Annotated in this window: 25 protein-coding genes and 1 pseudogene; 16 read left to right on the top strand and 10 right to left on the bottom strand. The window is 72.1% G+C overall.

The window, feature by feature from the left end; genetic code table 11:
• The 6 genes and pseudogenes from CCN44_RS22630 to CCN44_RS22605 all read right to left on the bottom strand — a co-directional run.
• A pseudogene (locus CCN44_RS22630) lies at window positions 1-253 on the bottom strand (FAD:protein FMN transferase); the annotation flags it as partial.
• A 4-nt stretch (window positions 254-257) separates the two neighbouring features.
• Complete coding sequence (locus CCN44_RS22625; RefSeq protein ID WP_189397291.1) at window positions 258-1,016, bottom strand: FMN-binding protein; 759 nt, start codon at window positions 1,014-1,016, stop codon at window positions 258-260.
• 16 nt (window positions 1,017-1,032) lie between these two features.
• Window positions 1,033-2,415, bottom strand: coding sequence for a ferredoxin reductase family protein (locus CCN44_RS22620; RefSeq protein ID WP_059248315.1), 1,383 nt, complete (start codon window positions 2,413-2,415; stop codon window positions 1,033-1,035).
• A gap of 68 nt (window positions 2,416-2,483) precedes the next feature.
• On the bottom strand, window positions 2,484-3,188 hold the full coding sequence (locus CCN44_RS22615; protein WP_059248314.1) for a L,D-transpeptidase family protein: 705 nt from the start codon (window positions 3,186-3,188) through the stop codon (window positions 2,484-2,486).
• A gap of 3 nt (window positions 3,189-3,191) precedes the next feature.
• Window positions 3,192-3,779, bottom strand: coding sequence for a pyridoxamine 5'-phosphate oxidase family protein (locus tag CCN44_RS22610; protein ID WP_059248313.1), 588 nt, complete (start codon window positions 3,777-3,779; stop codon window positions 3,192-3,194).
• Window positions 3,780-3,900: 121 nt separating this feature from the next.
• On the bottom strand, window positions 3,901-4,746 hold the full coding sequence (locus CCN44_RS22605) for a hypothetical protein (RefSeq protein ID WP_208639815.1): 846 nt from the start codon (window positions 4,744-4,746) through the stop codon (window positions 3,901-3,903).
• Between the two features lie 171 nt (window positions 4,747-4,917).
• Between CCN44_RS22605 and CCN44_RS22600 the strand changes: the two genes are divergently transcribed.
• The 5 genes from CCN44_RS22600 (at window position 4,918) to CCN44_RS22580 (ending at window position 11,000) form a co-directional block, all read left to right on the top strand.
• A complete protein-coding gene (locus CCN44_RS22600) occupies window positions 4,918-6,111 on the top strand; it encodes an argininosuccinate synthase (protein ID WP_059248312.1) in 1,194 nt (397 codons plus the stop codon).
• Window positions 6,112-6,237: 126 nt separating this feature from the next.
• Window positions 6,238-7,671 (top strand): argininosuccinate lyase, encoded by a 1,434-nt coding sequence (argH, locus tag CCN44_RS22595; RefSeq protein ID WP_086698992.1) that lies wholly within the window; start codon window positions 6,238-6,240, stop codon window positions 7,669-7,671.
• 201 nt (window positions 7,672-7,872) lie between these two features.
• The gene (locus CCN44_RS22590) at window positions 7,873-8,844 is read left to right on the top strand and encodes an aldo/keto reductase (RefSeq protein WP_086698989.1); all 972 of its coding nucleotides are present in this window, start codon (window positions 7,873-7,875) and stop codon (window positions 8,842-8,844) included.
• Between the two features lie 84 nt (window positions 8,845-8,928).
• Window positions 8,929-9,480, top strand: a complete 552-nt coding sequence (locus CCN44_RS22585; RefSeq protein ID WP_086698986.1) for a TetR/AcrR family transcriptional regulator — start codon at window positions 8,929-8,931, stop codon at window positions 9,478-9,480.
• On the top strand, window positions 9,477-11,000 hold the full coding sequence (locus CCN44_RS22580; RefSeq protein ID WP_086698983.1) for an MFS transporter: 1,524 nt from the start codon (window positions 9,477-9,479) through the stop codon (window positions 10,998-11,000). The genes CCN44_RS22585 and CCN44_RS22580 overlap by 4 nt, the downstream gene beginning before the upstream one ends.
• 31 nt (window positions 11,001-11,031) lie before the next feature.
• Here CCN44_RS22580 and CCN44_RS22575 read toward each other — a convergent pair whose 3' ends face one another.
• Window positions 11,032-12,660, bottom strand: a complete 1,629-nt coding sequence (locus CCN44_RS22575; protein WP_059248307.1) for a multicopper oxidase family protein — start codon at window positions 12,658-12,660, stop codon at window positions 11,032-11,034.
• Window positions 12,661-12,801: 141 nt separating this feature from the next.
• Window positions 12,802-13,473, bottom strand: coding sequence for a lysophospholipid acyltransferase family protein (locus tag CCN44_RS22570; protein WP_086698980.1), 672 nt, complete (start codon window positions 13,471-13,473; stop codon window positions 12,802-12,804).
• A gap of 344 nt (window positions 13,474-13,817) precedes the next feature.
• Here CCN44_RS22570 and CCN44_RS22565 point away from each other — a divergent pair, with 344 nt between their 5' ends.
• From CCN44_RS22565 to CCN44_RS22555, 3 genes are all read left to right on the top strand, one after another.
• Window positions 13,818-14,990 (top strand): glycerophosphodiester phosphodiesterase, encoded by a 1,173-nt coding sequence (locus CCN44_RS22565; RefSeq protein ID WP_059248305.1) that lies wholly within the window; start codon window positions 13,818-13,820, stop codon window positions 14,988-14,990.
• A 91-nt stretch (window positions 14,991-15,081) separates the two neighbouring features.
• Complete coding sequence (locus CCN44_RS22560) at window positions 15,082-15,588, top strand: sigma-70 family RNA polymerase sigma factor (RefSeq protein ID WP_059248304.1); 507 nt, start codon at window positions 15,082-15,084, stop codon at window positions 15,586-15,588.
• Between the two features lie 45 nt (window positions 15,589-15,633).
• Window positions 15,634-16,131 (top strand): GNAT family N-acetyltransferase, encoded by a 498-nt coding sequence (locus CCN44_RS22555; protein ID WP_086698977.1) that lies wholly within the window; start codon window positions 15,634-15,636, stop codon window positions 16,129-16,131.
• Between the two features lie 66 nt (window positions 16,132-16,197).
• Here CCN44_RS22555 and CCN44_RS22550 read toward each other — a convergent pair whose 3' ends face one another.
• Both CCN44_RS22550 and CCN44_RS22545 read right to left on the bottom strand, forming a co-directional pair.
• A complete protein-coding gene (locus CCN44_RS22550) occupies window positions 16,198-16,617 on the bottom strand; it encodes a hypothetical protein (protein WP_086698974.1) in 420 nt (139 codons plus the stop codon).
• 1 nt (window position 16,618) lies between these two features.
• Complete coding sequence (locus CCN44_RS22545; RefSeq protein ID WP_086698971.1) at window positions 16,619-16,978, bottom strand: hypothetical protein; 360 nt, start codon at window positions 16,976-16,978, stop codon at window positions 16,619-16,621.
• 69 nt (window positions 16,979-17,047) lie between these two features.
• Here CCN44_RS22545 and CCN44_RS22540 point away from each other — a divergent pair, with 69 nt between their 5' ends.
• From CCN44_RS22540 to CCN44_RS43360, 8 genes are all read left to right on the top strand, one after another.
• Window positions 17,048-17,698, top strand: coding sequence for an HAD family hydrolase (locus tag CCN44_RS22540; protein ID WP_086698968.1), 651 nt, complete (start codon window positions 17,048-17,050; stop codon window positions 17,696-17,698).
• 345 nt (window positions 17,699-18,043) lie between these two features.
• Entirely contained in the window at window positions 18,044-19,087 is a 1,044-nt protein-coding gene (locus CCN44_RS22535) for a methionine ABC transporter ATP-binding protein (RefSeq protein ID WP_059248299.1), read from the top strand.
• Complete coding sequence (locus tag CCN44_RS22530; protein ID WP_059248298.1) at window positions 19,084-19,827, top strand: methionine ABC transporter permease; 744 nt, start codon at window positions 19,084-19,086, stop codon at window positions 19,825-19,827. The genes CCN44_RS22535 and CCN44_RS22530 overlap by 4 nt, the downstream gene beginning before the upstream one ends.
• Window positions 19,828-19,889: 62 nt before the next feature.
• Window positions 19,890-20,720: a MetQ/NlpA family ABC transporter substrate-binding protein gene (locus CCN44_RS22525; RefSeq protein WP_059248297.1), complete on the top strand. Its 831-nt coding sequence runs from the start codon at window positions 19,890-19,892 to the stop codon at window positions 20,718-20,720.
• Window positions 20,721-20,742: 22 nt separating this feature from the next.
• Entirely contained in the window at window positions 20,743-21,564 is an 822-nt protein-coding gene (locus tag CCN44_RS22520) for a MetQ/NlpA family ABC transporter substrate-binding protein (RefSeq protein WP_059248296.1), read from the top strand.
• Between the two features lie 161 nt (window positions 21,565-21,725).
• Window positions 21,726-22,364 carry a GNAT family N-acetyltransferase gene (locus CCN44_RS22515; RefSeq protein WP_059248295.1) on the top strand — a complete coding sequence of 213 codons (639 nt, stop codon included), beginning with the start codon at window positions 21,726-21,728 and terminating at the stop codon, window positions 22,362-22,364.
• 91 nt (window positions 22,365-22,455) lie between these two features.
• A complete protein-coding gene (gene cbiE, locus CCN44_RS22510; protein ID WP_086698963.1) occupies window positions 22,456-23,679 on the top strand; it encodes a precorrin-6y C5,15-methyltransferase (decarboxylating) subunit CbiE in 1,224 nt (407 codons plus the stop codon).
• Between the two features lie 343 nt (window positions 23,680-24,022).
• On the top strand, window positions 24,023-25,572 hold a 1,550-nt coding region (locus CCN44_RS43360; RefSeq protein ID WP_462509657.1), incomplete at its 3' end, for a DNA polymerase III subunit gamma/tau domain-containing protein.

Raw genomic sequence — 25,572 nt, 5'->3', positions numbered from 1 at the left:
CCAGCTCCAGCACCTCGGCCACCTCGGGAGCGCAGGCCGAGGCGTCCAGTTCGCCGCGGGCCAGCCGGGACACCTCGCTGTCCTCGCGGTAGGTGCTGAACAAGGCGTCCGCCCCGTGCAGCCCCGCGACCGCCTCGGCGAGCGCCGCCCGTACCGCGGCCGGTTCCCCGCCGCGGACGTCGAAGGAGAAGACCGTCCCCATGACCTCCTCCGCGTGACGCACCGCGGCGGGCGCCTGTGCCGGCTCGGCCACCGTGTCAGCCACCGGCCCGGTCCAGCGCCGACTGGAGGGACTGCCGGTAGCCGGAACTGGTGTAGGTGGCACCGGAGACGGCGTCGATGTCCGCGGTCCCCGCCGCCACCGCCGCCTGGTTGAGCCTGGGGACGGCGAGCTGGGTCTTCTGTCCGCTGAGACCGCCCGTGGGCGCCTGGACCGCCTCCGCCTTGGTGATCTTCCCGGCGCCGACCGTGATCCGCACCTGGACCGGCCCGTACTGGGTCTGCACCGCCTCACCGGTGACCGTGCGCGCCTGCGCCGCACCGGACGAGCCGGACGACGACTCCTTCTGCATCTTGTCCAGCGCGGACTGCAGCGACTTCTTGTACCCCTCGCTGGTGTACGTCGCCCCGGACACCACGTCGATGTCCGCGCTCTGGGCCGCCACGGCCTGCTGGTTGAGCCTCGGGACGGCGAGCTCGGTCTTCTGTCCGCTGAGACCGCCCTTGGGCGCCTGGACCGCCTCCGCCTCGGTGATCTTCCCGGCGCTGACGGTCAGCCGGACCTGCACGGCCCCGTACTGCGTCTGTGCCGCGTCACCGGTCACCGCGCCGGAGCCCGCCTGGACTCCGCCCTGCGTGCCGCCCTGGGGCGCCTCCTGCCCGGCCGCAGGCTGCCGCGGGGCCGCGCCCGCCGCCGCCGGATCCGACGCCGGCTTCAGCGACAGCAGCAGCACGACACCGGACACGGTCGCGGCGGTGGCCAGCACGACCCGCCGCACGGGGTGGCTCTTCCTCATCGCTTCGCAGCTCCGCTCACATCTCGAACGACTCGTGGTGGATACGGCGGGCGGGCACCCCCGCCTCGCGCAGTGCCTCGAACACCGACTGCGCGAACCCGGGCGGACCGCACATGAAGACGTCGTGCGACTCGATGTCCGGGATCTTCCGCCGCAGGTTCTCCGCGGAGATGTCCGGACGCTCGCCCTCCGGACTGTTCACCGCGTACATCAGCCGGGCGCCCCGCTCCTCGGCGATCGCCGCCAGCTCGTCCCACAGCGCCAGGTCCTGGGTGGTGTTGGCCCGGTACAGGAGCGTGATGTCCCCGGCGGCCCCGGGCAGCGTCTCGAACAGTGCCCGCATCGGCGTGATGCCCACCCCGCCGGCGACCAGCAGCACCTTGCCGCGGCTGCGGCGCTGCGCGGTGAGCGCGCCGTACGGGCCCTCCGCCCACACCCGCGTCCCGGGCGTCAGCTCGCGCAGCCGCGCGCTGTGGTCGCCGATCGCCTTCACGGTGATCCGCAGCGTGTCCGGGCGCGGGGCCGCCGAGAGGGAGTACGGGTGCGAGCTGAACCGCATGCCCGGGGCGAGGAACCGCCACCGGAAGAACTGGCCCGCCTCCGCGCCCATCCGGTGCAGCCGCCGCCCGCCGATCAGCACCGACACGATGCCCGGCGTCTCCTCGATCACGGCCTCCACGCGCATGCGGTGCCGGAGGTTCAGCCGGATCGGGGTGAGGATCCGGTACCAGAGCACCAGCGCGGTGACCGCGCCGTACAGGCCGTACCAGAAGGTCTTGGCGGCGGGTTGCACCGCGAACTCGTTGCCGGTGGAGATCTGGTGCCAGAACGTCAGGAACACCGCCGCGTACGTCAGCAGATGGACGTGGTACCAGGCGTCGTACGGCAGCCGGCGGCGGACCGGACCGATCGACGTCAGCCCGATGACCACGAACAGGCCCGTGCCGATGGCGGCCTTGCCCATGTCCGGGAGCTGCTCGACGGAGTCGACGGTCTGCCGCACGATGTCGCCGAGCGACTTGCCGGCCTGGAGGGCGTACCCCCACATGGTGAGGAAGACGTGCGCGAGGACCAGGCAGAGCGTGTACCGGCCGCTCATCGCGTGCCAGCGGGCCACCCGGTCGGATCCGACCCGCCGCTCCAGCGCCGGGACGCGCGCCATCTGCAGCACGACCAGCGCCATCAGATAGCCGGCCAGCAGACCGGTGATCCGGCCCGCGCCCAGGATCCGGCCGGTGGTGTCGGCGATGGAGGGGGTGTTCTGCCACCAGAGCCACAGCACGGCCGCCGCGCCCGCCCACACGGCGAGCAGCAGCGGGACGGCCGGGGAGCGGCGCGGACGGATGCGGCGCATCGTCTGTCGGCGGGCGGCACGTCCGCCTGCGAGCGTGGTGGTCACGGTTCCTCCGTGGGGACTTGACCCTTGGCCCACAGATACGCGCCGCACGCGCCGAGTGTTCAGAAACCTCAGTACCGGGTGACGGCCGTGCCCCCGCCCGCGGTCCCCACCGCGATGTGCGGCTTCTTCCCCGGCTCCGCCCACCGCAGGATCCGCCGCATGTCGTCCTCCGGCACCGACACGCAACCGGCCGTCGCCCCCTGCCCGTTGACATGCAGGAAGATGCCCGCCCCGCGCCCCCGTACCGGCCGGTCGTAGTTGAAGCCGATGACCAGGGCGTGGGCGTACTGCTCCCGGAAGTCGACGAGGTGCTCGGACTCGGCGGCGCGGCAGTCGGCGGGCAGGGGGTCGACCCAGCGGTTGTACGAGCGGGAGTCGTTGTCCTGGCACCACCAGGAACTCTCCCTGACGGCCCGGTACTCGACCGCCGTCCCGGCCGGCGCCGGCTCGATCCCGAAGGCGAAGGGCAGGTCGTACAGCCCGGTCGGGGTCGTGTCGGTGCCCTGCACGCGGGTGTCGCCGTCCACCAGCCCGCCCGCCCCGAACCGGGCCGGCGCGGATCCGGCCCGCACCCACGCACCGTCCCGCAGGTCCCACCAGGTGACCGTGCCCGTCGTGGCCTTGGTGTCCGGGGCCTGGGCGACGATCAGCTGGCTGCCGCCGCCCGTGTCCGCCATGCCCGCGGGCAGCGGCTCGGGGCCGGGGCGGGGCGCGGCGCCGAGCAGGGCGAGGGAGCAGGCGGAGACGAGGGCGAGGACCACACCGGGGCGCATGGCTCAGACGGTAGACGGCGGCAGCGGCAACGGCAGCCCGGGCAGTCCGTCCAGGCTGGTCGCGATGTGCTCCTTCTTGGTGAAGTACGCGTCGAGGGAGGCGTCGTCCTCGCGGGCGAAGCGCCTGCCGTGCAGATCGCGGTCCTCCTCGTACGCCATGTAGGGGACGGCGTACCCGCAGCTGTCCCGGACCAGTTCGGCGTGGACGACGATGACCGCGCGCAGCCCGTGCCGGCTCGCGTCGATGTCCGGGAAGTGCGTGAGCAGGTCCCGGAAGCGCGGGTCGTCCCGGAAGACCGGCTCGCCCCGGCCGTGCACGCGCACGATGTTCGGCGGGCCCTGGAAGGCGCACCACATCAGCGTGATCCGCCCGTTCTCCCTGAGGTGGGCGACGGTCTCGGCGGTGGACCCGGCGAAGTCCAGGTAGGCCACGGTGTGTTCGTCCAGCACGGCGAACGATCCCTTGAGGCCCTTGGGGGAGAGGTTGACCGTGCCGTCGCCGGAGAGCGGGGCGGTCGCGGTGAAGAAGAGGGGCTGCTCCTCGATGAAGGTGCGCAGCCTGCCGTCTATGCGCTCATAAGTCTTTCCCATGCCTGACGATTATCAGGAAACTTATTCGCTTGTCTAACTAACTTCCGGACTCGCCCGGTCCGGACCGCCGTGGCCGCCCCCCGGCCCTCGCCCCAGGGGGCGGCCACGGCTGCCTGTCACCTCACCGGGTGAGCGTGCAGGGCGCCAGCGCGTCCAGGCCGGTCGGCTTGGCCGTGGTGCGTCCGATCGCGGTGGCGATGCGGTTGACGGTGGCGACGCGTTTGTTCTTGAGGGGGCCGAGGATCGCGTTGTCGACGAAGTTGGGGCCGCCCTGGCCGGCGGTGTCCTTCAGGCGCTTGTTCGCCTCCTGGATCTGGGTCTGGAGGAGGGTGAGGTTGCGGTCGACCTCGGCTCGCGCGGAGGCGGGCACGGCGGGCAGCCGCGAGGCGACGTCCGGACAGCTGATCGTGCCCGCCCCGGTGTTCCCGCCCGCCGTGCCGCCGCCCGGCTGCTGGTTCGCCCCGCCGCTCGGGGTGGCGGGCGCGGACGCCTGGCCGCCGCCCGTCGTCGCGTCCCCGCCTGCGTTCAGCGCGCAGGGCGCCAGCGCGTCCAGGCCGGTCGGCTTGGCCGTGGTGCGTCCGATCGCGGTGGCGATGCGGTTGACGGTGGCGACGCGCTTGTTCTTGAGGGGGCCGAGGATCGCGTTGTCGACGAAGTTGGGGCCGCCCTGGCCGGCGGTGTCCTTCAGCCGCTTGTTCGCCTCCTGGATCTGGGTCTGGAGGAGGGCGAGGTTGCGGTCGACCTCGGCTCGCGCGGAGGCGGGCACGGCGGGCAGCCGCGAGGCGACGTCCGGACAGCTGATCGTTCCGGGACCGGCCAGGGTGCGGGCGCCGGTCGCGCCGCCGCTCCCGGCGGGGGTGCCGGCGAGGGCGGAGCCGGCGATCACCGCGCCGGACAGCACCACGGCGGCGGCGCCGCCGATGACCGCCACGCGACGCTTGTCGTACTTCGGAAGGGCCCTGGACATGCGGATGCCTCACTCGGGTCGGGGGTGTCGTCGTCGGACGAACGCGGCGCCTGCGTTCGCAGAGGAGTACGAGAAAGCGCTTGCGGACGTTCACCCCTCACGGAGATTGACGAATCATGCAGAGTTCTGCATACTCATGCATGTCAGCGAATGCACTGTGAGGAGAAACCCGTGACCGAGCGCGTCGTACTCGCCTACTCAGGCGGTCTGGACACCTCCGTCGCCATCGGCTGGATCGCCGAGGAGACGGGCGCCGAGGTCATCGCCGTTGCGGTCGACGTCGGCCAGGGCGGCGAGGACCTGGACGTCATCCGCAAGCGCGCCCTCGCGTGCGGTGCCGTCGAGGCCGAGGTCGCGGACGCCAAGGACGAGTTCGCCGACGAGTACTGCCTCCCGGCGATCAAGGCCAACGCCCTCTACATGGACCGCTACCCGCTGGTCTCCGCCCTGTCCCGGCCGACCATCGTCAAGCACCTGGTCGCCGCCGCCAAGAAGCACGGCGCCACGACGGTCGCCCACGGCTGCACCGGCAAGGGCAACGACCAGGTCCGCTTCGAGGCCGGCATCGTCGCCCTCGCCCCCGACCTGAAGTGCATCGCCCCGGTCCGCGACTACGCGATGACCCGGGACAAGGCGATCGCCTTCTGCGAGGAGAAGCAGCTCCCCATCGCCACCACCAAGAAGTCCCCGTACTCCATCGACCAGAACGTCTTCGGGCGCGCGGTCGAGACGGGCTTCCTGGAGGACATCTGGAACGCCCCGATCGAGGACATCTACGAGTACACCTCCAACCCGGCCGAGCCCCGCGAGGCCGACGAGGTGATCATCACCTTCAAGGAGGGCGTCCCGGTCGCCATCGACGGCCGGCCCGTCACCGTCCTCCAGGCCATCCAGCAGCTCAACGAGCGCGCCGGCGCCCAGGGCATCGGCCGGATCGACATGGTCGAGGACCGCCTCGTCGGCATCAAGTCCCGCGAGGTGTACGAGGCCCCGGGCGCGATCGCCCTGATCACCGCCCACCAGGAGCTGGAGAACGTCACCGTCGAGCGCGAACTCGCCCGCTACAAGCGGCAGGTCGAGCAGCGCTGGGGCGAACTGGTCTACGACGGCCAGTGGTTCTCCCCGCTCAAGCGCGCCCTGGACGGCTTCATCAACGAGGCCAACCAGCACGTCACCGGCGACATCCGGATGACCCTGCACGGCGGTCGCGCGGTGGTCACCGGCCGGCGCTCGGAGGCGTCGCTGTACGACTTCAACCTCGCCACCTACGACACCGGCGACACCTTCGACCAGTCCGCGGCCAAGGGTTTCATCGACATCTACAGCCTGTCGTCGAAGATCGCCGCCAAGCGGGACCTGGCCTGACGCCGGCCGGTCACCCCCACGGGTCCACCTCACCCGCATCAGCCTGACAGCCGCCTCCCCGCCTGGAAGGGTGGGGAGGCGGCGGCACATCGAGCGCTTGACCGAGAGCTTTGAGGAGCAACGCAAGTGAGCAGCAACAGCGGTGACGTACGGCTCTGGGGCGGCCGTTTCGCCGACGGTCCGGCCGAGGCCCTGGCGAAGCTGTCCGCGTCCGTCCACTTCGACTGGCGGCTCGCGCCCTACGACATCGCCGGCTCGCGTGCCCACGCGCGCGTGCTGCACAAGGCGGGGCTGCTCACCGAGGACGAGCTGCGGCGCATGATCGCCGGGCTCGACCAGCTCGAAGCCGACGTGGCCGCCGGCACCTTCGTGGGCACGATCACCGACGAGGACGTGCACACCGCCCTGGAGCGCGGCCTGCTGGAGCGGCTCGGCCCCGACCTCGGCGGCAAGCTGCGCGCCGGCCGGTCACGCAACGACCAGGTCGCCACCCTCTTCCGGATGTACCTGCGCGACCACGCCCGGATCATCGGCGGCCTGATCGCCGACCTCCAGGACGCCCTGATCGGCCTGGCCGAGGCCCACCCCGACGTCGCGATGCCCGGCCGTACCCACCTCCAGCACGCCCAGCCGGTGCTCTTCGCCCACCACGTCCTGGCCCACGTCCAGTCCCTGTCCCGGGACGCCGAGCGGCTGCGCCAGTGGGACGAGCGGACGGCCGTGTCGCCGTACGGCTCCGGCGCCCTCGCCGGCTCCTCCCTGGGCCTTGACCCGGAGGCCGTGGCCGAGGACCTCGGCTTCGAGCACGGCAGCGTCGGCAACTCCATCGACGGCACGGCCTCCCGGGACTTCGTCGCCGAGTTCGCCTTCATCACCGCGATGATCGGCGTGAACCTCTCCCGGATCGCCGAGGAGATCATCCTCTGGAACACGAAGGAGTTCTCCTTCGTCACCTTGCACGACGCCTTCTCCACCGGCTCGTCGATCATGCCGCAGAAGAAGAACCCGGACATCGCGGAGCTGGCCCGCGGCAAGTCCGGCCGGCTGATCGGCAACCTCACCGGGCTCCTGGCCACCCTCAAGGCCCTGCCCCTCGCCTACAACCGCGACATCCAGGAGGACAAGGAGCCGGTCTTCGACTCCTGTGACCAGCTGGAGGTGCTGCTCCCCGCCTTCACCGGCATGATCGCCACCCTCACCGTCCACCGCGAGCGCATGGAGGAACTGGCCCCGGCCGGCTTCTCGCTCGCCACGGACATCGCCGAGTGGCTGGTCAGGCAGGGCGTGCCGTTCCGCGTGGCGCACGAGGTCGCGGGGGAGTGCGTCAAGGCCGCCGAGGCCGAGGGCAAGGAGCTGGACGACCTCACGGACGAGCAGTTCGCGAAGATCTCGTCCCACCTCACGCCGGAGGTGCGGTCGGTGCTCAACGTGCCGGGTGCCCTGGCCTCCCGCAACGGCCGGGGCGGTACGGCCCCGAGCGCGGTCGCGGTCCAGCTGGCCGAGGTGAAGGCGGACGTGGCGGCTCAGCACGAGTGGGCGGAAGCGAAGAAGAAGAGCTGAGCCGCGGCGGCGCCCCTGGAAGGGACGCGGGGCTGTACCGATGTGCGGCTCCGCCCCGTGGGCGCGAGGAACCACAGCGCACCCGCACCCGCACTCGCACCCGCACTCGCCGAAGCACCGCACCGACCGAGTTCTGAGGCGAAGGTCATCAAGGGTTACTTTGGTCGAAGCCGCATCGGAGCCGACCATACGGAGCCCGGGATGCCCTTCGCCCGTCTCGCGACAGCAACCACGCCGACCTGCCACATCGGCCTCGGACTGGCCGCAGTGGGCCGCCCCGGCTACATCAACCTCGGCCGGGAAGCGGACCTCGGAGAGAACCGCAGCGTGGACGCGCTGCGCGCCCGCACCCACGAACTCCTCGACGCCGCCTACGCCCAGGGCGTCCGCTATGTCGACGTCGCCCGTTCCTACGGCCGCTCCGAGGAGTTCCTCGCCGACTGGCTGAACGCCCGCCCGGACATCGACGACATGGTCGTCGGCAGCAAATGGGGCTACACCTACACCGCCGACTGGTCGGCGGACGCCGAGACGCACGAGGTGAAGGACCACGGCCTCGCCACCTACGAACGGCAGCGCGCCGAGACCGACGCCCTGCTCGGCGACCGGCTCGACCTCTACCAGATCCACTCGGTGACCCCCGACAGCCCGGCCCTCACCGACAAGGACCTGCACGCCAGGCTGGCCGACGCCGCCGCCCAGGGCCTCACCATCGGCTTCTCCACCAGCGGCCCCGCCCAGGCCGACGCCGTCCGCGCCGCCCTCGCCGTCACGGTCCACGGCGAGCCCCTCTTCCGTACCGTCCAGTCGACGTACAACGTCCTGGAGACCTCGGTCGCCCCCGCGCTCGCCGAGGCGCACGAGGCCGGGCTCACCGTGATCGTCAAGGAGGGGATGGCGAACGGCCGGCTGGCCGGACCGCACGCCCCGGACGCGCTGAAGGCCGTGGCGGCGGAGGCGGGGCTCGGCTGCGACGCGGTCGCCCTCGCCTGGATCCTGCGGCAGCCCTGGGCCGGCGTCGTCCTCTCCGGTGCCGCGACCGTCACCCAGCTCGCCTCCAACCTCCACGCCCCCGCCGTCGATCTCGACGAGGACCAGCTGACCCGCCTCGCCGCGCTGACCGAGGACCCGCGCGCCTACTGGGAATGGCGCGGACAGCTGCCCTGGCACTGACGGGAGACCCCGCCTGACCAGCGTAAATGAGTCACGCACGCCCCAGATGAGACAGCAATGTCTCATCTGGGCTATCCTTGTTTCATGGCCATCGACCGTGACCACGTGCTGCGCAGCGCAGCCGCCCTGCTGACCCGTAAATCCACCGCGACCATGGACGAGGTCGCCAAGGCCGCCGGGATCAGCCGGGCCACGCTGCACCGGCACTTCGCCGGCCGGGACGCGCTCGTCCGGGCGCTGGAACAGCTCGGCATCGCGGAGTGCGAGGGAGCGCTGGACCGGGCCCGGCCGGAGGAGGGATCCGCGGCCGAGGCCGTCCGCCGGCTCGTCCGCGAGATCCAGCCGGCCGCCGGACTGCTCGCGTTCCTCTACGGCGAGAACCAGCTGTGGGAGGGCGACCGGCAGCACGAGGGCTGGCAGCGCCTGGACGCCCGGATCGGCGCCCTGTTCCAGCGCGGACAGCGCGGCGGCGAGTTCCGCATCGACCTCACTCCGGTCTGGCTCACCGAGGCGCTGTACGGGCTGATCGCCTCGTGCGCCTGGGCCACCCTGGACGGCCGCGTGGCCGCCCGGGACTTCCCCACCATGATCGCCGAGCTGTTGCTCGGCGGCGCTCTGCGAAGAGAGGAACCATGACCAGCACCCTGCAGCCGGCGCGGACGACCGAGGCGGTGAAGCGCCCGGGCCGCTGGCTCGCGCTCTCCGTCCTCGTCCTGGCCGTGCTGCTGGTGGCCGTCGACGCCACCGTCCTCGGCCTGGCGACCCCCTACATCAGCGAAGACCTCGCACCCTCCGGCACCCAGCTGCTGTGGATCGGCGACGTCTACTCCTTCGTCATCGCCGGTCTGCTCGTCTCCATGGGCAGCCTCGGCGACCGCATCGGCCGCAAGCGGATCCTGCTGGTCGGCGCCACGGCGTTCGGCGCGCTGTCCGTGCTCAACGCCTACGCGAGCACCCCGGAACTGATGATCCTGGCCCGGGCGCTGCTCGGCGTGGCCGGCGCGACGCTGATGCCCGCCACCCTGGCGCTGATCCGGAACATCTTCCACGACCCGCGCGAGCGGAGCCTCGCCGTCGGCATCTGGGGCGCCACCGCCTCCGCCGGTACGGCCGTCGGCCCGATCGCCGGCGGCTTCCTCCTGGAGCACTTCTGGTGGGGCTCGGTCTTCCTGATCAACCTGCCGGTGATGGCCGTCCTGGTGCTGGTCGGCATCCGCACCCTGCCCGAGTCCCGCAACCCCCACCCGGGCCCGTGGGACCTGAGCAGTGTCCTGCTGTCGCTGGTCGGCATGATCGCCCTGGTCTACGCGGTCAAGGAGGCCGCCACCCACGGCTTCGCCTGGACCACCCTCGGCGCCGGCCTGCTGGGCGCGGCGGCCCTGTACGGCTTCGTCCACCGCCAGCTGACCATGCCGGTCCCGCTGCTGGACATGCGGCTGTTCCGGCGCCGCGGCTTCAGCGGGGCGGTCCTCGCCGACCTGCTGACCGTCCTCGGCATGTCCGGCCTGGTGTTCTTCCTCTCCCAGTTCCTGCAACTCGTCCAGGACCGGCGCCCATTCGAGGCGGGGCTGGCCGAACTGCCCGCGGCGGTGGGCGCGGTGGCGGCCGGTCTGGTCGCGGGCCGTGCCGCCCGGCGGTTCTCGGTCCGTGCGGTGGTCTCGGGCGGCCTGGCCGCGGTCGGCATCGCCCTGGCCGCGCTGACGACCATCGGCCAGTCCACCGGCTACCCGCTGCTCGGCGCCGCCCTGCTGGTCGTGGGTGTCGGTGCGGGCTTCTCCTTCACGGTGACCGCCGACGTCATCCTCTCCAGCGTCCCCAAGGACCAGGCGGGCGCCGCCTCGGCGGTCTCCGAGACGGCGTACGAACTGGGCGCGGCCCTGGGCATCGCCCTGCTGGGCTCGGTCGTGACGGGCGTCTACCGCGGCTTCGCGGGCCCGGCCGGCACCCCGGCCGGGGCCCACGAGTCCCTGGGCGCCGCGGTGGAGAGCGCCACGCACCTGCCCCCGCACCAGGCGGAGCCCCTGCTCGCCGCGGCCCGCGACTCCTTCGTCCACGGCCTGCACCTGGCGTCGGCGACAGGAGCGGCGGTCCTGCTGACGGCGGCGGCGGTGGCGTGGTTCCTGCTGAAGGGGCAGAAGCTGGAAGGCGCCGGGTAAGGCGTCCCCACAGGGGGGCGCCCCCCGACCGTCACTTCTTGTAGCCGAGCACCGTCATCATCCCGCTCTCCGAGTGGTACTGGTTGTGGCAGTGCAGCATCCACAACCCCGGGTTGTCGGCATCGAAGTCGATCACCAGCTTCCGGTGCGGCAGCACCAGCGCGGTGTCCTTGCGGGCGCCCACGGAGTCCAGCCCGACCACCGCGAAGGTGTGGCCGTGCAGGTGCATCGGATGCCACATGTCCGTGGCGTTGATGAGCGTCAGCCGCACCCGCTCGCCCGCGCGGACCGGATGGCGTTGCTGCGCGGAGTAGGGCTTGTGGTCGAATCCCCAGTCGAACCTCCGCATGGTGCCGGTGATCCTGATGCGCATCTCGCGGTCGGGGTCCCGGTCGCCCAGCGCCACCGAGTCGGCGGGCAGCAGGCGGCGCGCGGGGACGGTCTCGCCGTCGAGTTCGTGCGGGCGGACGTCGACCGGGGGCAGCTTCTTGCTCACCTTGGTGGTGCGCAGGACGGCGAGGCCCCGGCCCTTCTTGCCCTCCGGCAGGGCGACCAGGGGGAAGACCCCGTCCCGGGCGGTGATCAGCACGTCGTACCGCTCCGCCATGCCGACCAGCAGGGCGTCGGTCCGCTTGTGCTTCACCGGATAGCCGTCGGTGTGGGTGACGGTCATCGTGTGGTCGCCCAGCGCGACCCGGAAGGCGGTCTCGGAGCCGGCGTTGATGATGCGCAGCCGCACCCGGTCGCCGGGGCGGCAGTGGAAGACCGACGGATTGTCCGGCAGACGCCCGTTGACCAGGTAGTACGGGTAGTCGACGCTGCCGCCGTCGCCGTGCAGCATGCGGCTGTGGGACTGGTGCAGCACCCGGTTGGGGCCGGCCGGCTTCCGGGACGGCGACGGGTGCCTGCTCGCTCGGTGGTGCGGGCTGGGGCTGCCGTGCCCGGGACCCATCGCCATCTGCCCCATGTCCATGGCGCCGCCGGGCTTGAGCTGTTCGAGCACCCCCTCCGGGGTGGAGCCCTCCACGCCGTCGAGCCAGTCGTCCAGGACCAGGAGCCACTCCTTGTCGTAGGAGAGGGGCTCCCTGGGGTCGTCGACGACGAGCGGCGCGTACAGGGCCCGGTCGGGCTGCATCCCGACGTGGGAGTGGAGCAGGTAGGTCCCGGGGTGCTCGACGGCGAAGCGGTAGCGGAAGTCGGTCCCGCTGTGGATGGCGCGCTGGGTCAGATCCGGCACGCCGTCCATGTCGCAGCGCAGCCGCACCCCGTGGGAGTGCAGGGTGGTCTCGGCGGGCAGCCGGTTGGCGAGCGTCAGATCGAGTACGTCTCCGGCCGTGACCCGCACCAGCGGGCCCGGCACCTCCTCGTTGTACGCCCAGGTGTGGACGGACCGCCCGCCCAGGTCCAGCTCGGCTTCGGCGGCGGTGAACCTGAAGGTGCGTACGCGGCCGGATCCCCGTTTCCGCTCGGCGGCCAGGACCTCCGGATCCGACGGGTTGACGTACCCCCGGGGCCCGGCCGGCACGAACTTCTCCTCCGCGCTCGGGTGTTCGGGGCCGGAACGGGGCGCGGAACCGGAGTCGGTGCAGGACGCCAGGAATCCCGCGCCGGCGGCGGCGATCGGGGTACGGAGCAGAGTACGCCGAGAAGGTTTGTACATGTCCTGAATCAGACATGTTGTGTGGTGATATGGCCGCTTTCATACGGCCGAATGCCCGATGTGTCGGCGGCAGATTCCACCGGCAGGCGGAGTCCGCCCGCGGGCGGACGGACGCGGCGCCGTGCCGGTCCGTCCGGCGGCTCAGGCGGCCTTGGCCTTGGTGGCGTACATGTCGACGTACTCCTGGCCCGACAGCCGCATGACCTCGGCCATGACGGAGTCCGTGACCGCCCGCAGCACATAGCGGTCCCGGTCCATGCCCTCGTACCGGGAGAACTCCATGGCCTCGCCGAACCGGACGGTGACCCGGCCGGGCCGCGGGATGCCCCGGCCGCCGGGCTGCAGCTTGTCCGTGCCGATCATGGCGAACGGCACCACCGGCGCGCCGGTCATCAGGGTCAGGCGGGCGATGCCGGTGCGGCCCCGGTACAGCCGCCCGTCGGGCGACCGGGTGCCCTCCGGGTAGATCCCGAAGATCTTGCCCTCCTCCAGGACCCGCCGCCCCGTCATCAGCGCGGCCACCCCGCCGCTCGCCCCGTCGCGGTCCACCGGGATCATGCCGACGCCGGTGAAGAACCAGGCCATCAGGCGGCCCTTGACGCCCTTGCCCGTGACGTACTCGTCCTTGCCGATGAAGAACACCTGCCGCTTGGTGACCACCGGCAGCACGATGGAGTCGATGAAGGTGAGGTGATTACCGGCCAGAATCACCGGGCCGTCCCCGGGGATGTGCTCCGCGCCCTCCACCTGTGGGCGGAACATCAGGCGCATGATCGGTCCGAGCACTGCCTTGATGAGCGCGAAGCGGGACAACGGGTCCTCCGATGTCGAGGGGGGCGATATGAGTCTGTGCAGGTGAGGACATTACTCGCGGCGCCCGGCCGTGCGCACGTCGGGGACGCGCGGTTCACCGAGGCCTTACGAAGTGTTGACACGGTTTTACCTGCGGTGACGTCCGGAGGACGGCGCGTAACAGCCTTGCGGGGGTGTGACGGACATCGCGCGGCCGCAGGCCCGTGCGGCCGACGCTGCGTCACCCCGCGCCGCCCGCAGGACACCCGGCATCACCCCGGTGTTCGAACCGGGGCCTCCCTTCGGTCATGTGCACGACCCTACGATCGGGCCGCATCGGAGAAACGCACGGCAGGAGGGCGCTCATGGACAGCGACCAGGCGAACGGGCAGACGCAGGGAACGGGACGGCGGGCGCTCCTCGGCGCCGCGGTGCTCGGCGGCGGAGCGGTCCTCGGACTGGCCGGCACCGCCCGGGCCGCGGGGTCCCGGACGGCCGGGCACGGCGGGCGCGGGCTGAAGAGCCTGCCGGTGCCGACGGTCATCGGCCACCGGGGTGCCAGCGGCTACCGCCCCGAGCACACCTTCGGCTCGTACGACCTGGCCCTGGACCTGGGCGCCGACATGGTGGAGGCGGGCGACCTGGTGCCCACCAAGGACGGCCACCTGGTCTGCCGGCACGAGCCGGAGATCGGCGGTACGACGGACGTCGCCGCGCATCCGGAGTTCGCCGACCGCAAGACCACCAAGGTGCTCGACGGGGTCCCCACCACCGGCTGGTTCACCGAGGACTTCACGCTCGCCGAGCTGAAGACGCTGCGCGCCGTCGAGCGCATCCCGGCCAACCGGCCGCACAACACCCTCTACGACGGCCGCTGGGAGATCCCCACCTTCGAAGAGGTCCTCAAGTGGCAGGACGAGCAGACCCGCAAGCGCGGCAGGCAGGTCTGGATCTACCCCGAGACCAAGCACCCCACCTACTTCCGCAAGCTGGGCCTCGGCCTGGAGGAGCGGGTGGCGAAGCTGCTGCGCAAGTACGGCAAGGACGGCCGCAACTCCCCGGTCGTCCTGCAGTCCTTCGAGCCCACCAGCATCCAGCGGCTGAACCGGCTGGTCGACAACCCGCTGGTGGTCCTCCTCTCCTCGGCCGGCAGCCGCCCGTACGACTTCGTCGAGGCGAACGACCCGCGCACGGTCGCCGACCTGATCACGCCCAGGGGGCTGCGCGAGATCGCCGGCTACGCCCAGGGCATCGGCCCCACCCTGGACCTGATCATCCCGAGGAAGGCGGACGGCAGTCTCGCCGAGCCGACCACGCTGGTCTCCGACGCGCACAAGGTCGGCCTGATCCTGCACCCGTACACCCTGCGCAACGAGAACCCCTTCCTGCCGGCCGAGTACCGCAAGGGCGGCGCGGCCGACGCCTACGGAGACGTCTTCGGCGCCTACAAGACCTACTTCGCGACCGGCATCGACGGCGTCTTCACCGACAACCCCGACACCGGACTGCTCGCCCGCGCCGACTTCCTCAAGGGCTGACGCGTCAACCGGCGCAGTGCCCGGCACCCCGTTCGGGGTGAGTCCGCGCCGCCCCGGCAACCCGCCGCCGGGGCGGCTCGTCGTTCCGCATATGACGCACGACCTGGTAGCCGCCCTGCGCCCCCTGCTCACCGCCGAGGCCTCCGCCGAGGCATATGCCGCGGGGGGCGAGCCCGGCGACCTGGAGCAGGCCGTCTGGCTCCGGCTGCTGGAGCGACTGGAGACCGACGGGCCGCCGCTGGACCCGCAGGGCTGGCTGCGCAGGGCCGTTCGCGCCGAGGCCCGCCGCAGCCGCCGCACCACCCGCCTGGAACGGCCGTACGACGGCGAGCCCGCCGACGACCTCCGCCCCGGCCCCGAGCAGCACGTCCTGACCGCAGCCCGCTACCGCGCCCTGCGCGACGCCGTGCGCCGGCTGCCCGGCCGCTGCCCCCGGCTCATCGAGGCGCTGCTCTCGCCGCAGGATCCGACCTACCGGGAGATCGCGGGGGAGTTGGGTATCTCACAGGGCAGTCTCGGCCCGGAACGCTCCAGATGTCTGGGATGTCTGCGCCGATTGCTCACGCCGGAGGTTGCGGCGTGCGAAGCACGGGGATAGGAGTGGGGGACGACAGGTGATCAGGTGAGCGGGAGGCATGCGCACATGGGCATGAGCGTGACCATCTCGGTGGCGACCGAACAGGACGCGGAGCAGATCTTCCGGCTCCAGTACCTGTGCTTCCAGAGCGAGGCGGCGCTGTACGGCAACTACCGCATCGACCCGCTCGTGCAGACCCTGGACTCCGTCCGTCAGGAGGTCGCCTCCGACTGCGTCTTCGTCGCCCGGCTCGGCGACGAGGTGGTCGGCTCGGTGCGCGGCAAGGTCACCGAGGACGGCGCCGCGGCCATCGGCAAGCTCTGCGTCCACCCCCGCCTCCAGGGACACGGCATCGGCGCGCGCCTGCTGCGCGCGGCGGAGGCGGCCCTGGAGTCGGAGCGCGGCGCCACGACGTTCCGCCTCCTCACCGGCCACCGCAGCGAGGGCAACCTCCGCCTGTACCGGCGGGTCGGCTACCAGACGGTGGGCCGGGCCAAGGGCGACGACGGAGTGGAGCTGATCGTCCTGGAGAAGCAGGCCGGTCAGTACGCGCAGACGGCGTGAGGACAAGCGCCCCGAAAGGGGCGCGGGGACCTTCGCGAGACACCATGAAGCACCCGCGAACGCTCCTCAGGCACCCTTGCGGGCAGGCGCCTTGCGCAACCAATACAGCGCGGAAACCGGCAGGAGCACGGGAATGAAGACGTACCCCATCCCGTACTCGGACCAGACGGTCGCGTCCGGGAAGGCGGACGGCTCCACCAAGGTCCACGTACCGACGACGAGCACGCCCACCAGCTCGGCCGCGCAGCAGACGAACGCGGCCCGGCGCGCCGTCTCCCCGCCCCGGACCAAGGTGTACGTGATGAACCCGTACACCACCCCGGCCGCGGCGGACAGGGAGTACGCGAGCGGCGCCCGGCCGAACTCCGTCGCGATCTGGTACGCGGACCGCGACACCGCGCCGACCACCATCACGCCGTAGAACCAGACGAGCAGCATGCCCGGCCCGCCGATCAGCCGGGCCGGCTTCTCCTCCACCGCCGTCACCTCAGCCTCCCCAGATGTCGTAGAGCCGTACCTGAAGGACGGCCAGCACCACACCGCCGGCGGCCACCGTCACCGAGCCCCAGCGGGTCCGCTCGGCCAGCGACATGAGGCCCGCCGCCGGGACGCACGCGAACGCGCCCAGCAGATAGGCCACGAAGATCGTCGTGCCCTGCTCCGGCTTCTCGCCCCGCGCCAGCTGCACGATCCCGATCACCAGCTGCGCGAGGGCCAGCAGCGACACCACGGCCATGCCGATGAAGTGCCAGTCCTTCGTCGGCTGGTCGCGGTACGCGGCCCAGCCGCACCAGGCGGCGAGCAACAGCGCGGCGACCCCGGTCACCAGCGTCAGGACGTTGAACATGCCGTGACCTTATTACGGCCGAAACGGGCGGAGGCCGCCGCCCCCGCCGTACGCCGTAGGGTCTAGACCATGACGATGCACGCGCACGCCCTCCTGTTCGACAACGACGGCACCCTTGTCTCCTCCCTCGACTCCGTCGAGCGCTGCTGGACCCGCTGGGCCCGCGAGTACGGCATCACCGCCGAGGAGTTCGGGCGGGTGGAGCTGCACGGGCGGACGGCCGTCGAGATCGTCGCCGACCTGCTGCCCGCCCGCCTGGTGCCGGAGGCGGTGGCCCGCGTCGAGCAGCTGGAGGTCGAGGACGTACCCAACGGCGGCGTCCGCCTGCTGCCCGGGACCCGTGCGTTCCTGGACTCCCTGTCCGCCGACCGCTGGGCCGTCGTCACCTCCGCCACCCGGCGGCTGGCCGAGGCCCGCCTGGGCGCCGTCGGGATCACCCCCAAGGCCCTGGTCTCGGCCGACGACGTCACCCGCGGCAAGCCCGACCCGGAGCCCTACCTGCTCGCCGCCCGGCAGCTCGGCGTGGACCCCGCCCACTGCGTGGTCTTCGAGGACGCCCCCGCCGGACTGCGGGCGGGACGCGCGGCCGGCATGACGACCGTGGCGTTGGCCACAACCCACCGGGCCGAGGAGCTGGACGCCGACCTGGTGGTGCGGGACCTGTCGGCCTTGTCGGCACTGGTCACCGACGGGGGAGTGGAGATCGCCGTGCGCGGCTGAGCGCCGGGCCGCCGCTGTCCGCCGCTGTCCACTATGCGGACGGCGGCGGCCGGTCAGCAGCGTCCGTCTGCTTTACTGATCGCATGACCACGACGAGCTGCCGCACCCTTGCGACCGAGGCGACCATGACGCCCGGTGCTCGTTGTATGTGTCGCCTGATGTGTCGAATGTGCGCCTTCTAGAGGGCCCCCGCATCAGCTGAGCCTCGCGCCCCGAAGCGAGAGCCGTGGCACGTCCGTGCGCCGCAGGCCGTACGCGACGAAGAACCACCCTCCATGCCGGAACCGCATGCACCCGTGCCCGGGCACACCCACGCCCCTGCACTCGACAGTGACGGAAACCCACGTGATCACCACCTCGGGCCTGACCAAGGTCTACCGCTCCCGCGGCCGTGAGGTCACCGCCCTCGACGGCGTCGATCTCCACGTCCGCGAAGGCGAGGTCTACGGCGTCATCGGCCAGTCCGGCGCCGGCAAGTCCTCCCTCATCCGCTGCGTCAACCTGCTGGAGCGCCCCACCTCCGGCACCGTGACCGTCGCCGGGCAGGACCTCACCGCCCTGGCCGGCCGCGGCCCGCGCGCCGGCAAGGAACTGCGCCGGGCCCGCAGCCGGATCGGCATGGTCTTCCAGCACTTCAACCTGCTGTCCTCGCGGACCGTGCAGGACAACATCGAGCTGCCGCTGGAGATCCTCGGCAAGGCCGGCCGGGCCCGCTCCCTCAAGGCGCTGGAGCTGCTCGACCTGGTGGGCCTCGCCGACAAGGCCAAGGCCTACCCCGCCCAGCTCTCCGGCGGCCAGAAGCAGCGCGTCGGCATCGCCCGCGCCCTCGCCGGCGACCCCAAGGTGCTGCTCTCCGACGAGGCCACCAGCGCTCTCGACCCCGAGACCACCCGCTCCATCCTCCAGCTGCTGCGCGACCTGAACCGGCAGCTGGGCCTGACCGTCCTGCTCATCACCCACGAGATGGACGTCGTGAAGTCGATCTGCGACTCCGCCGCCCTCATGGAGAAGGGCCGGATCGTGGAGTCCGGCACGGTCAGCGAGCTGCTCGCCACCCCCGGCTCCGAGCTGGCCGCCGCGCTGTTCCCGGTCAGCGGCGAGCGCACCGGCCCCGACCGGACCGTCCTCGACGTCACCTTCCACGGCGAGGCCGCCACCCAGCCGGTCGTCTCCCAGCTCTCGCGCACCTACAACATCGACATCTCGATCCTCGGCGCCGCCATCGACACCGTCGGCGGCCTCCAGATCGGCCGCATGCGCATCGAGCTGCCCGGCCGCTACGAGGACAACGTGGTGCCGATCGGATTCCTGCGCGAGCAGGGCCTGCAGATCGATGTCGTCGGCCGCGAGGGCGAGGAGCCCCTGCTGGTCAAGGAGGGTGCGAAGTGACCTGGTCCGAGATGCAGCCGGTGCTGTCCCAGGCGTGTTGGGACACCCTCTACATGGTCGGCTGGTCCACGCTGATCTCCGTCGTCGCCGGTCTCCCGCTCGGCATCCTCCTCGTCCTCACCGACAAGGGCGGACTGCTGCAGAACGTCGTGGTCAACAAGGTCATCGGGCAGATCGTGAACATCGCGCGCTCGATGCCCTTCATCATCCTCATGGTCGCGCTGATGACCTTCACCCGCTGGATCACCGGCACCACCATCGGCCGCGAGGCCGCGATCGTGCCGCTCGCCATCGGGGCGATCCCGTTCTTCGCCCGCCTCGTGGAGATGTCCGTCCGCGAGGTGGACGGCGGACTCGTCGAGGCGGTGCAGTCCATGGGCGGCAGCACCTGGAAGGTCGTCCGCAGCGTGCTCGTGCCCGAGGCGCTCCCGTCCCTCATCTCGGGCGCCACCACCACGATCATCGCCCTCATCGGCTACTCGGCCATGGCGGGCACCGTCGGCGCCGGCGGCCTCGGTGACGTCGCCGTCCGCTACGGATACCAGCGCTTCGAGACCGGCATGATGTGGATCACGGTGGCCATCCTGGCCGTCGTCATCTCGCTGCTCCAGCTCGTCGGCGACTTCGCGGCCCGCTCGCTGCACCGCCGTACCGGCCGGTCCGGCGGCCTGCTCCTGTTCCGGCCGCTGCGCGGGATCTTCCCCGGCGCGGTCGCGACCGAGGCCGTCAAGAAGAGCTGACCCCCGAGACTCCCCGTTCACCCAACACGGGGTCGCACCACCCTTAAGGAAAGGCACTTTTCGTGCGTAACACCGCCAAGCTCACCACCGCCGTCCTCGCCGCCGGAGCGCTCACCCTCGGGCTGACCGCCTGCGGCTCCGACAAGGACTCCGCCTCCTCCGACGGCACCGGCCCCCTGGTCGTCGCCGCGAGCCCGACCCCGCACGCCGAGATCCTGACCTTCGTCAAGGACAAGCTGGCGAAGAAGGCGGGCCTCGACCTGGAGGTCAAGGAGTTCACCGACTACATCACGCCGAACACGGCGACCGAGGACGGCTCGGTGGACGCCAACTACTTCCAGAACCAGCCGTACCTCGACGACTTCAACAAGAAGCGCGGCACCCACATCGTGCCCGTCGTCACGGTGCACCTGGAGCCGCTCGGCCTGTACTCCCACAAGGTCAAGAAGGCCGACGCCCTCAAGAGCGGTGCGACCGTCGCCATCCCGAACGACGCCGTCAACGAGGCCCGCGCCCTGAAGCTGCTCGCCGCCAAGGGACTCATCACCCTCAAGGACGGCGTCGGCACCGAGGCCACCCCGCAGGACATCACCGAGAACCCCAAGAAGCTCACGTTCAAGGAGGTCGAGGCGGCCCAGACCGCGCGCTCCCTGGACGACGTGGACGCGGCCGTGATCAACGGCAACTACGCCATCTCCTCCGGCATCAAGCCCGCCAAGGAGGCGCTGGTCCTGGAGTCCGCGAAGAACAGCCCCTACGGCAACTTCCTCGCTGTGAAGGAGGGCGACGAGAAGGACCCGCGGGTGAAGAAGCTCGCGAAGCTCCTCACCTCGCCCGAGGTCAAGAAGTTCATCGAGGACAAGTACCAGGGCTCGGTCATCCCGTCCTTCTGAGCCGCGAGGGGGGACTGAAGCGATGCGCATGTCCGTCGTCGCCGTGGCGGTCCTGGCCCTCGGTCTGACCGCCTGCGGCTCCGGCACGGACTCCGGCACCGGCGGTGGCAAGGACGGCACACTCGTCGTCGGCGCCACCGCCGTCCCGGCCGGCGAGGTGCTCACCTACGTCAGGGACCACCTCGCCGCCGACGCCGGCCTGAAGCTGGAGATCAAGGAGTTCACGGACTACGTCCTGCCGAACACCGCCCTCCAGGAGGGCGAGCTGGACGCGAACCTCTACCAGAACCAGCCCTACCTGGACGACTTCAACAAGGCCAGGGGCACCGACCTCGTCCCGGTCGTCAAGCCCTACCTGCCGCCCATGGGCGTGTACTCCCACAAGGTCGAGGACGTCACGCAGCTCGCCGACGGAGCCACCGTCGCCGTGCCGGGCGACACCACCAACGAGGGCCGCGCCCTCAAACTGCTGGAAGCCGGCGGCGTCATCGAGCTGAAGGCCGGCGCCGGCGCCGACGCGTCCCCCGCGGACGTCACGGCCAACCCCCGGCACCTGAAGATCCGGGAACTGGAGGCCGCCCAGCTGCCCCGCTCGCTCGACGACGTGGACGCCGCGGTCATCAACAACAACTTCGCCCAGGACGCGGGCCTCAGCCCCGCCAAGGACGCGATCCTGGTGGAGTCGGCGAAGGACAACCCCTACGCCAACCTCCTCGCCGTCCGACGCGGCGACGAGGACGACCCGCGGGTGAAGAAGCTCGCCGAGCTGCTCGTCTCGCCCGAGGTACGCACGTTCATCAAGGACAAGTACCACGGCTCCGTCCTGCCGGTGACCGGCGGCTGACGGCACGTACACGGCGACGCGCGACGCACGGGGTCCACTCCCTCACCGGGTGTGGACCCCGTCGTGCGGTTCAGTGGTTTCATGCTGCATGCTGGGCAGTTCAGCAGGCCTGACGGCCCTGACGGTCTTTCGAGTCTTTCCCGAAGGTTACGGAGCGGCGCATGACGAGCACCTTCCCCAACATCTCCATCAGCACGGAGCGGTTGGTGCTGCGTCCCCTCGACGAGGACGACGTGCCCGCCCTGGCCGAGATGCTCAACGACGAGCAGGTCGTCGCCTGGACCACCGTCCCCCACCCGTACACCGAGGCCGACGCCCACGAGTGGATCACCCGGCTCGCCCCCGCGGAGCGCACCGAGGGCCGCGGCATCGTCCTCGCCGTCACCGAGTTCCTCACCCAGCGGCTCGTCGGCATCGTCCACCTGCGGAACACCGACTGGCGCGTCCGCTCCAGCGAGATCGCCTACGTCATCGCCCCCTGGGCCCGCGGCGAGGGCTACGCCTCCGAGGCGGCCCTCGCCAGCGCCCAGTGGCTCTTCCACGACCAGAAGTTCGAACGGCTCGAACTGCGCACCGCCGCCGACAACACCGCCTCCCAGCAGGTGGCCCAGAAGATCGGCTGCATCAGCGAGGGCGTCCTGCGCAACGCCTGGATAGCGCGCACCAGGACCGAGGACGGGGCCTGGACCGAGGTGCGCACGGACGTCATCGTCTGGAGCCTGCTCCCGGAGGACCTCGCCGGGGTCAGCGAGCAGCTCGCCGACACCGGTGGTTTCACCTCGTACTCGGACTGGAACTGAGCCCCGAGGCTCCACCAGGTAGTCTCACGGAGCCCGCACCCGGGCTTCCTCCTCCCGTAGATCTGCGCAGAACCCCTGGAGACTGACGACCATGGCCGACCGGGTCACGGTGATCGGCTGGGACGGCTCGCCGCTGACCGACGCGGCACGGGCCGCCCTCGGTGCCGCCACCCTCGTGGCCGGCGCCGCCCACCACCTGGCGCTGCCCGAGGTCCCGCCCGCCGCCGAACGCATCCGCCTCGGCAGCCTCGCCCTGGCCGCCCGCCGCATCGCCGCCCACCGCGGCACCGCGGTGGTGCTCGCTGACGGCGACCCCGGCTTCTTCGGTGTCGTACGGACCCTGCGCGCACCGGAGTTCGGCCTGGAGGTCGAGGTCGTCCCCGCCGTCTCCTCGGTCGCCGCCGCCTTCGCCCGGGCCGGCATGCCCTGGGACGACGCCCAGGTCGTCGTCGCCCACCCGCGCACCCTGCGCCGGGCCGTGAACGTCTGCCGCGCCCACACCAAGGTCGCCGTCCTCACCGCCCCGGGCGCCGGCCCCGCCGAACTCGGCCTCCTGCTGGAGGGCGTGCACCGCACCTTCGTCATCTGCGAGGAACTGGGCACCGAACGCGAGCAGGTCAGCGTCGTCACCTCCGACAAGGCCGCCGACCACACCTGGCGCGACCCCAACGTCGTCATCGTCATCGGCGGCCCGGCCGGCGCCGGGGAGGGCGGCGGCTGGATCGCCGGACGCGACCCGGGCGCCGGGCCGCGCGGCTGGGTACAGCCCGACGAGAGCTACGGCGCCGGACCGGCCGGCGGACTCGGCGAGGGCGAGACGCAGCTGCTCCGCGCCGCCCAACTCGCCCGCCTCGGCCCCCGGGTCGGCGACCTCGTCTGGGACATCGGCTGCGGCAGCGGCGCGTTCGCCACCGAGGCCGCGCGCGCCGGCGCGGCCGTCATCGCCGTCGACCACGACCCGACCGCCTGCGCCCGCACCGAGGGTGCCGCGCGCCGGTTCGGGGTCCAGCTCCAGATCGTCCACGGCAGCGCCCCGCACGTCCTGGAGAATCTGCCCGAACCGGACGTCGTACGGGTCGGCGGCGGGGGACCGGCCGTCGTCTCCGCGGTCGCCGACCGGCGCCCGCAGCGCATCGTCACCCACGCGGCGACCCGCGACGTGGCCGAACGCGTCGGCCGCGACCTGACCGAGCACGGATACCGGGTCGAGTGCGCCCTGCTCCAGTCCGTCGAACTCGACACCCGGGCCTGGACCGAGACCGAGCGGAACGTAGCGTTCCTGCTCAGCGGGGTACTGCCCGATCGCGCCCCGTGATCCGGTTGTCGTACCGCGCGGGGTAGGCTGGCCGATCGTTGTACCGCACCGGTGAGCCGAACTTCGTTCGCCAATGTCCGGAACGCACGCCCGGTTTGGGGCGGGTGTGGTACGGCGGAACCGGAGGACGCGCAACGTGGCGCAGTCCACAGCGGGCTGTCGCGGATCATGCTGTCGCGACGGCGGAACGGCCGGGACAATGCCACTGAATGGCTTTGTCGCCTTTTCCGGCGGGTCGTTCGTGCCGCTGGGCACGGACGCTCGTTCTTCACTGCGGGGCGGTCGGTGCGCCGTTCCGGGTGAGCTGGTCGTAGGAGCACTAACCGATGGGCGAGGGGTACGCATGACGGACACCGGCCAGGTCCCGGGCGAGGGGCTGCCGGAGAGCGCAGGCATGGTGGAGCAGCCGGGCGTCTCCGCGCCCGGCGCGTACACCTACCTCTCCGAGGCACCCGCCGAGGACGAAGACCTGCTGCTGCCGGGTGCCCAGGGCGCGTGGGGCAACGAGGTGCCGCCACCCGCTCCGGAACCGGTGGTGGAAGCCGTCCACGAGCCCGGCCCGCACGAGACGGCCGGCCGCGACAGCGGCTCGGTCGACCTCAGCGGTGTCCGCCTGCCCGACCCCGGCCCGGCCTCGGTAACGCCGTCGCCCATCCTGTCGGCGCCGCACGACCCGACGGCCGCGCCGCAGCCGCCGCGCCGTCCGCTGCACCTGGGCCCGCCGATCCCGGACGTCTCGGCGAGCCCGGTCCGCACCCTCGCCGACCGCGGCCCCGCGGGCGCGCCGGTACGGCAGCCCGGGCCGCCGTCCGCCGGCCCCGAGTACCTCGACGCCCAGCCGCAGCCGGCTCCGCAGAGCGCGGCCCCCTGGGGCGCCGCCCCGGCCCAGGTCGCCACACAGGCACCGACTGCCGAAACGGTTAGTCCCGCCGAGCCGGCCGACGCCGCCCAGGCCGCCGTCGCCCGCCTCGCCGGCCAGGCAGCGGCCCACACCCCGTCCGGCGACACCGGGCAGGTGCCCGTCGTGCACGGCCACGACGGGGTACAGCCGATGCACGCCCACGACGGCGTGTACACCGCGCCCGCGCAGACGGAGGCCGAGGGCGTTTCGGCTCCGGCGGGTCCGGGCGCCGAAGGCGTTCAGGTGCCCGTGGCGCCGGATGCCGGGAGCGCGGAGGGTCCGGCGGCGTCGGGTGCCGAGGCCGGCCAGGTCCCGGCCGGGGCGAGCGCTGAGGGCGTTTCGGCTCCGGCGGGTCCGGGCGCCGAAGGCGTTCAGGTGCCCGCGGGGTCGGCTGCGGGGAGCGCGGAGGGTCCGGCGGCGTCGGGCGCTGAGGCCGGCCAGGTCCCGGCCGGGGCCAACGGTGAGGGTGTTACGGCTCCGGTCGGTCCGGGTGCCGAGGGCGTTCAGGTGCCCGCGGGGTCGGATGCCGAGGGTCTTGAGGGTCCCGTGGCGTCGGGTGCCGAGGCCGGCCCGGTTCTGGCCGAGGCGAGTGGTGAGGGTGTTCCGGCTCCGGTGGGGCCGGGTGCCGAGGGTGTTCAGGTGCCCGTGGAGCCGGGTACCGAAGATGCCCAGGCTGCCGTGGGCGCGCAGACGGACGGGGCCGCGGCGGACGTGGCTTCCGGTGACGGCGCGGCCGTCGCCGACGCGGCTCTCGCGGCCGAGGCGAACCCGGCGGGTCAGCCCGCGCAGGCCGCCGACGGCACCGTGACCGCCCCCGAGGGCGCGGAGCCCGGGGCGGCGCAGGCCGCCGAGGCGCCGGGCGGGGCCGACCAGGTGGCGCCGATGCCGGAGGCTCCGGTGGCGGACTCGGCGGAGCAGGGCGCTGCGGCCGAGGCCGCGGGGGAGCCCGTACCGGTCGAGGTGGCCGACAGCGCGCTGCCGGCGGAGGCTGC

This window comes from Streptomyces tricolor, assembly GCF_002155905.1.
Taxonomy (GTDB): domain Bacteria; phylum Actinomycetota; class Actinomycetes; order Streptomycetales; family Streptomycetaceae; genus Streptomyces; species Streptomyces tricolor.
The sequence above is the reverse complement of the archived record's forward strand: the minus strand, read 5'-3'. Positions and strand labels throughout refer to the sequence as shown.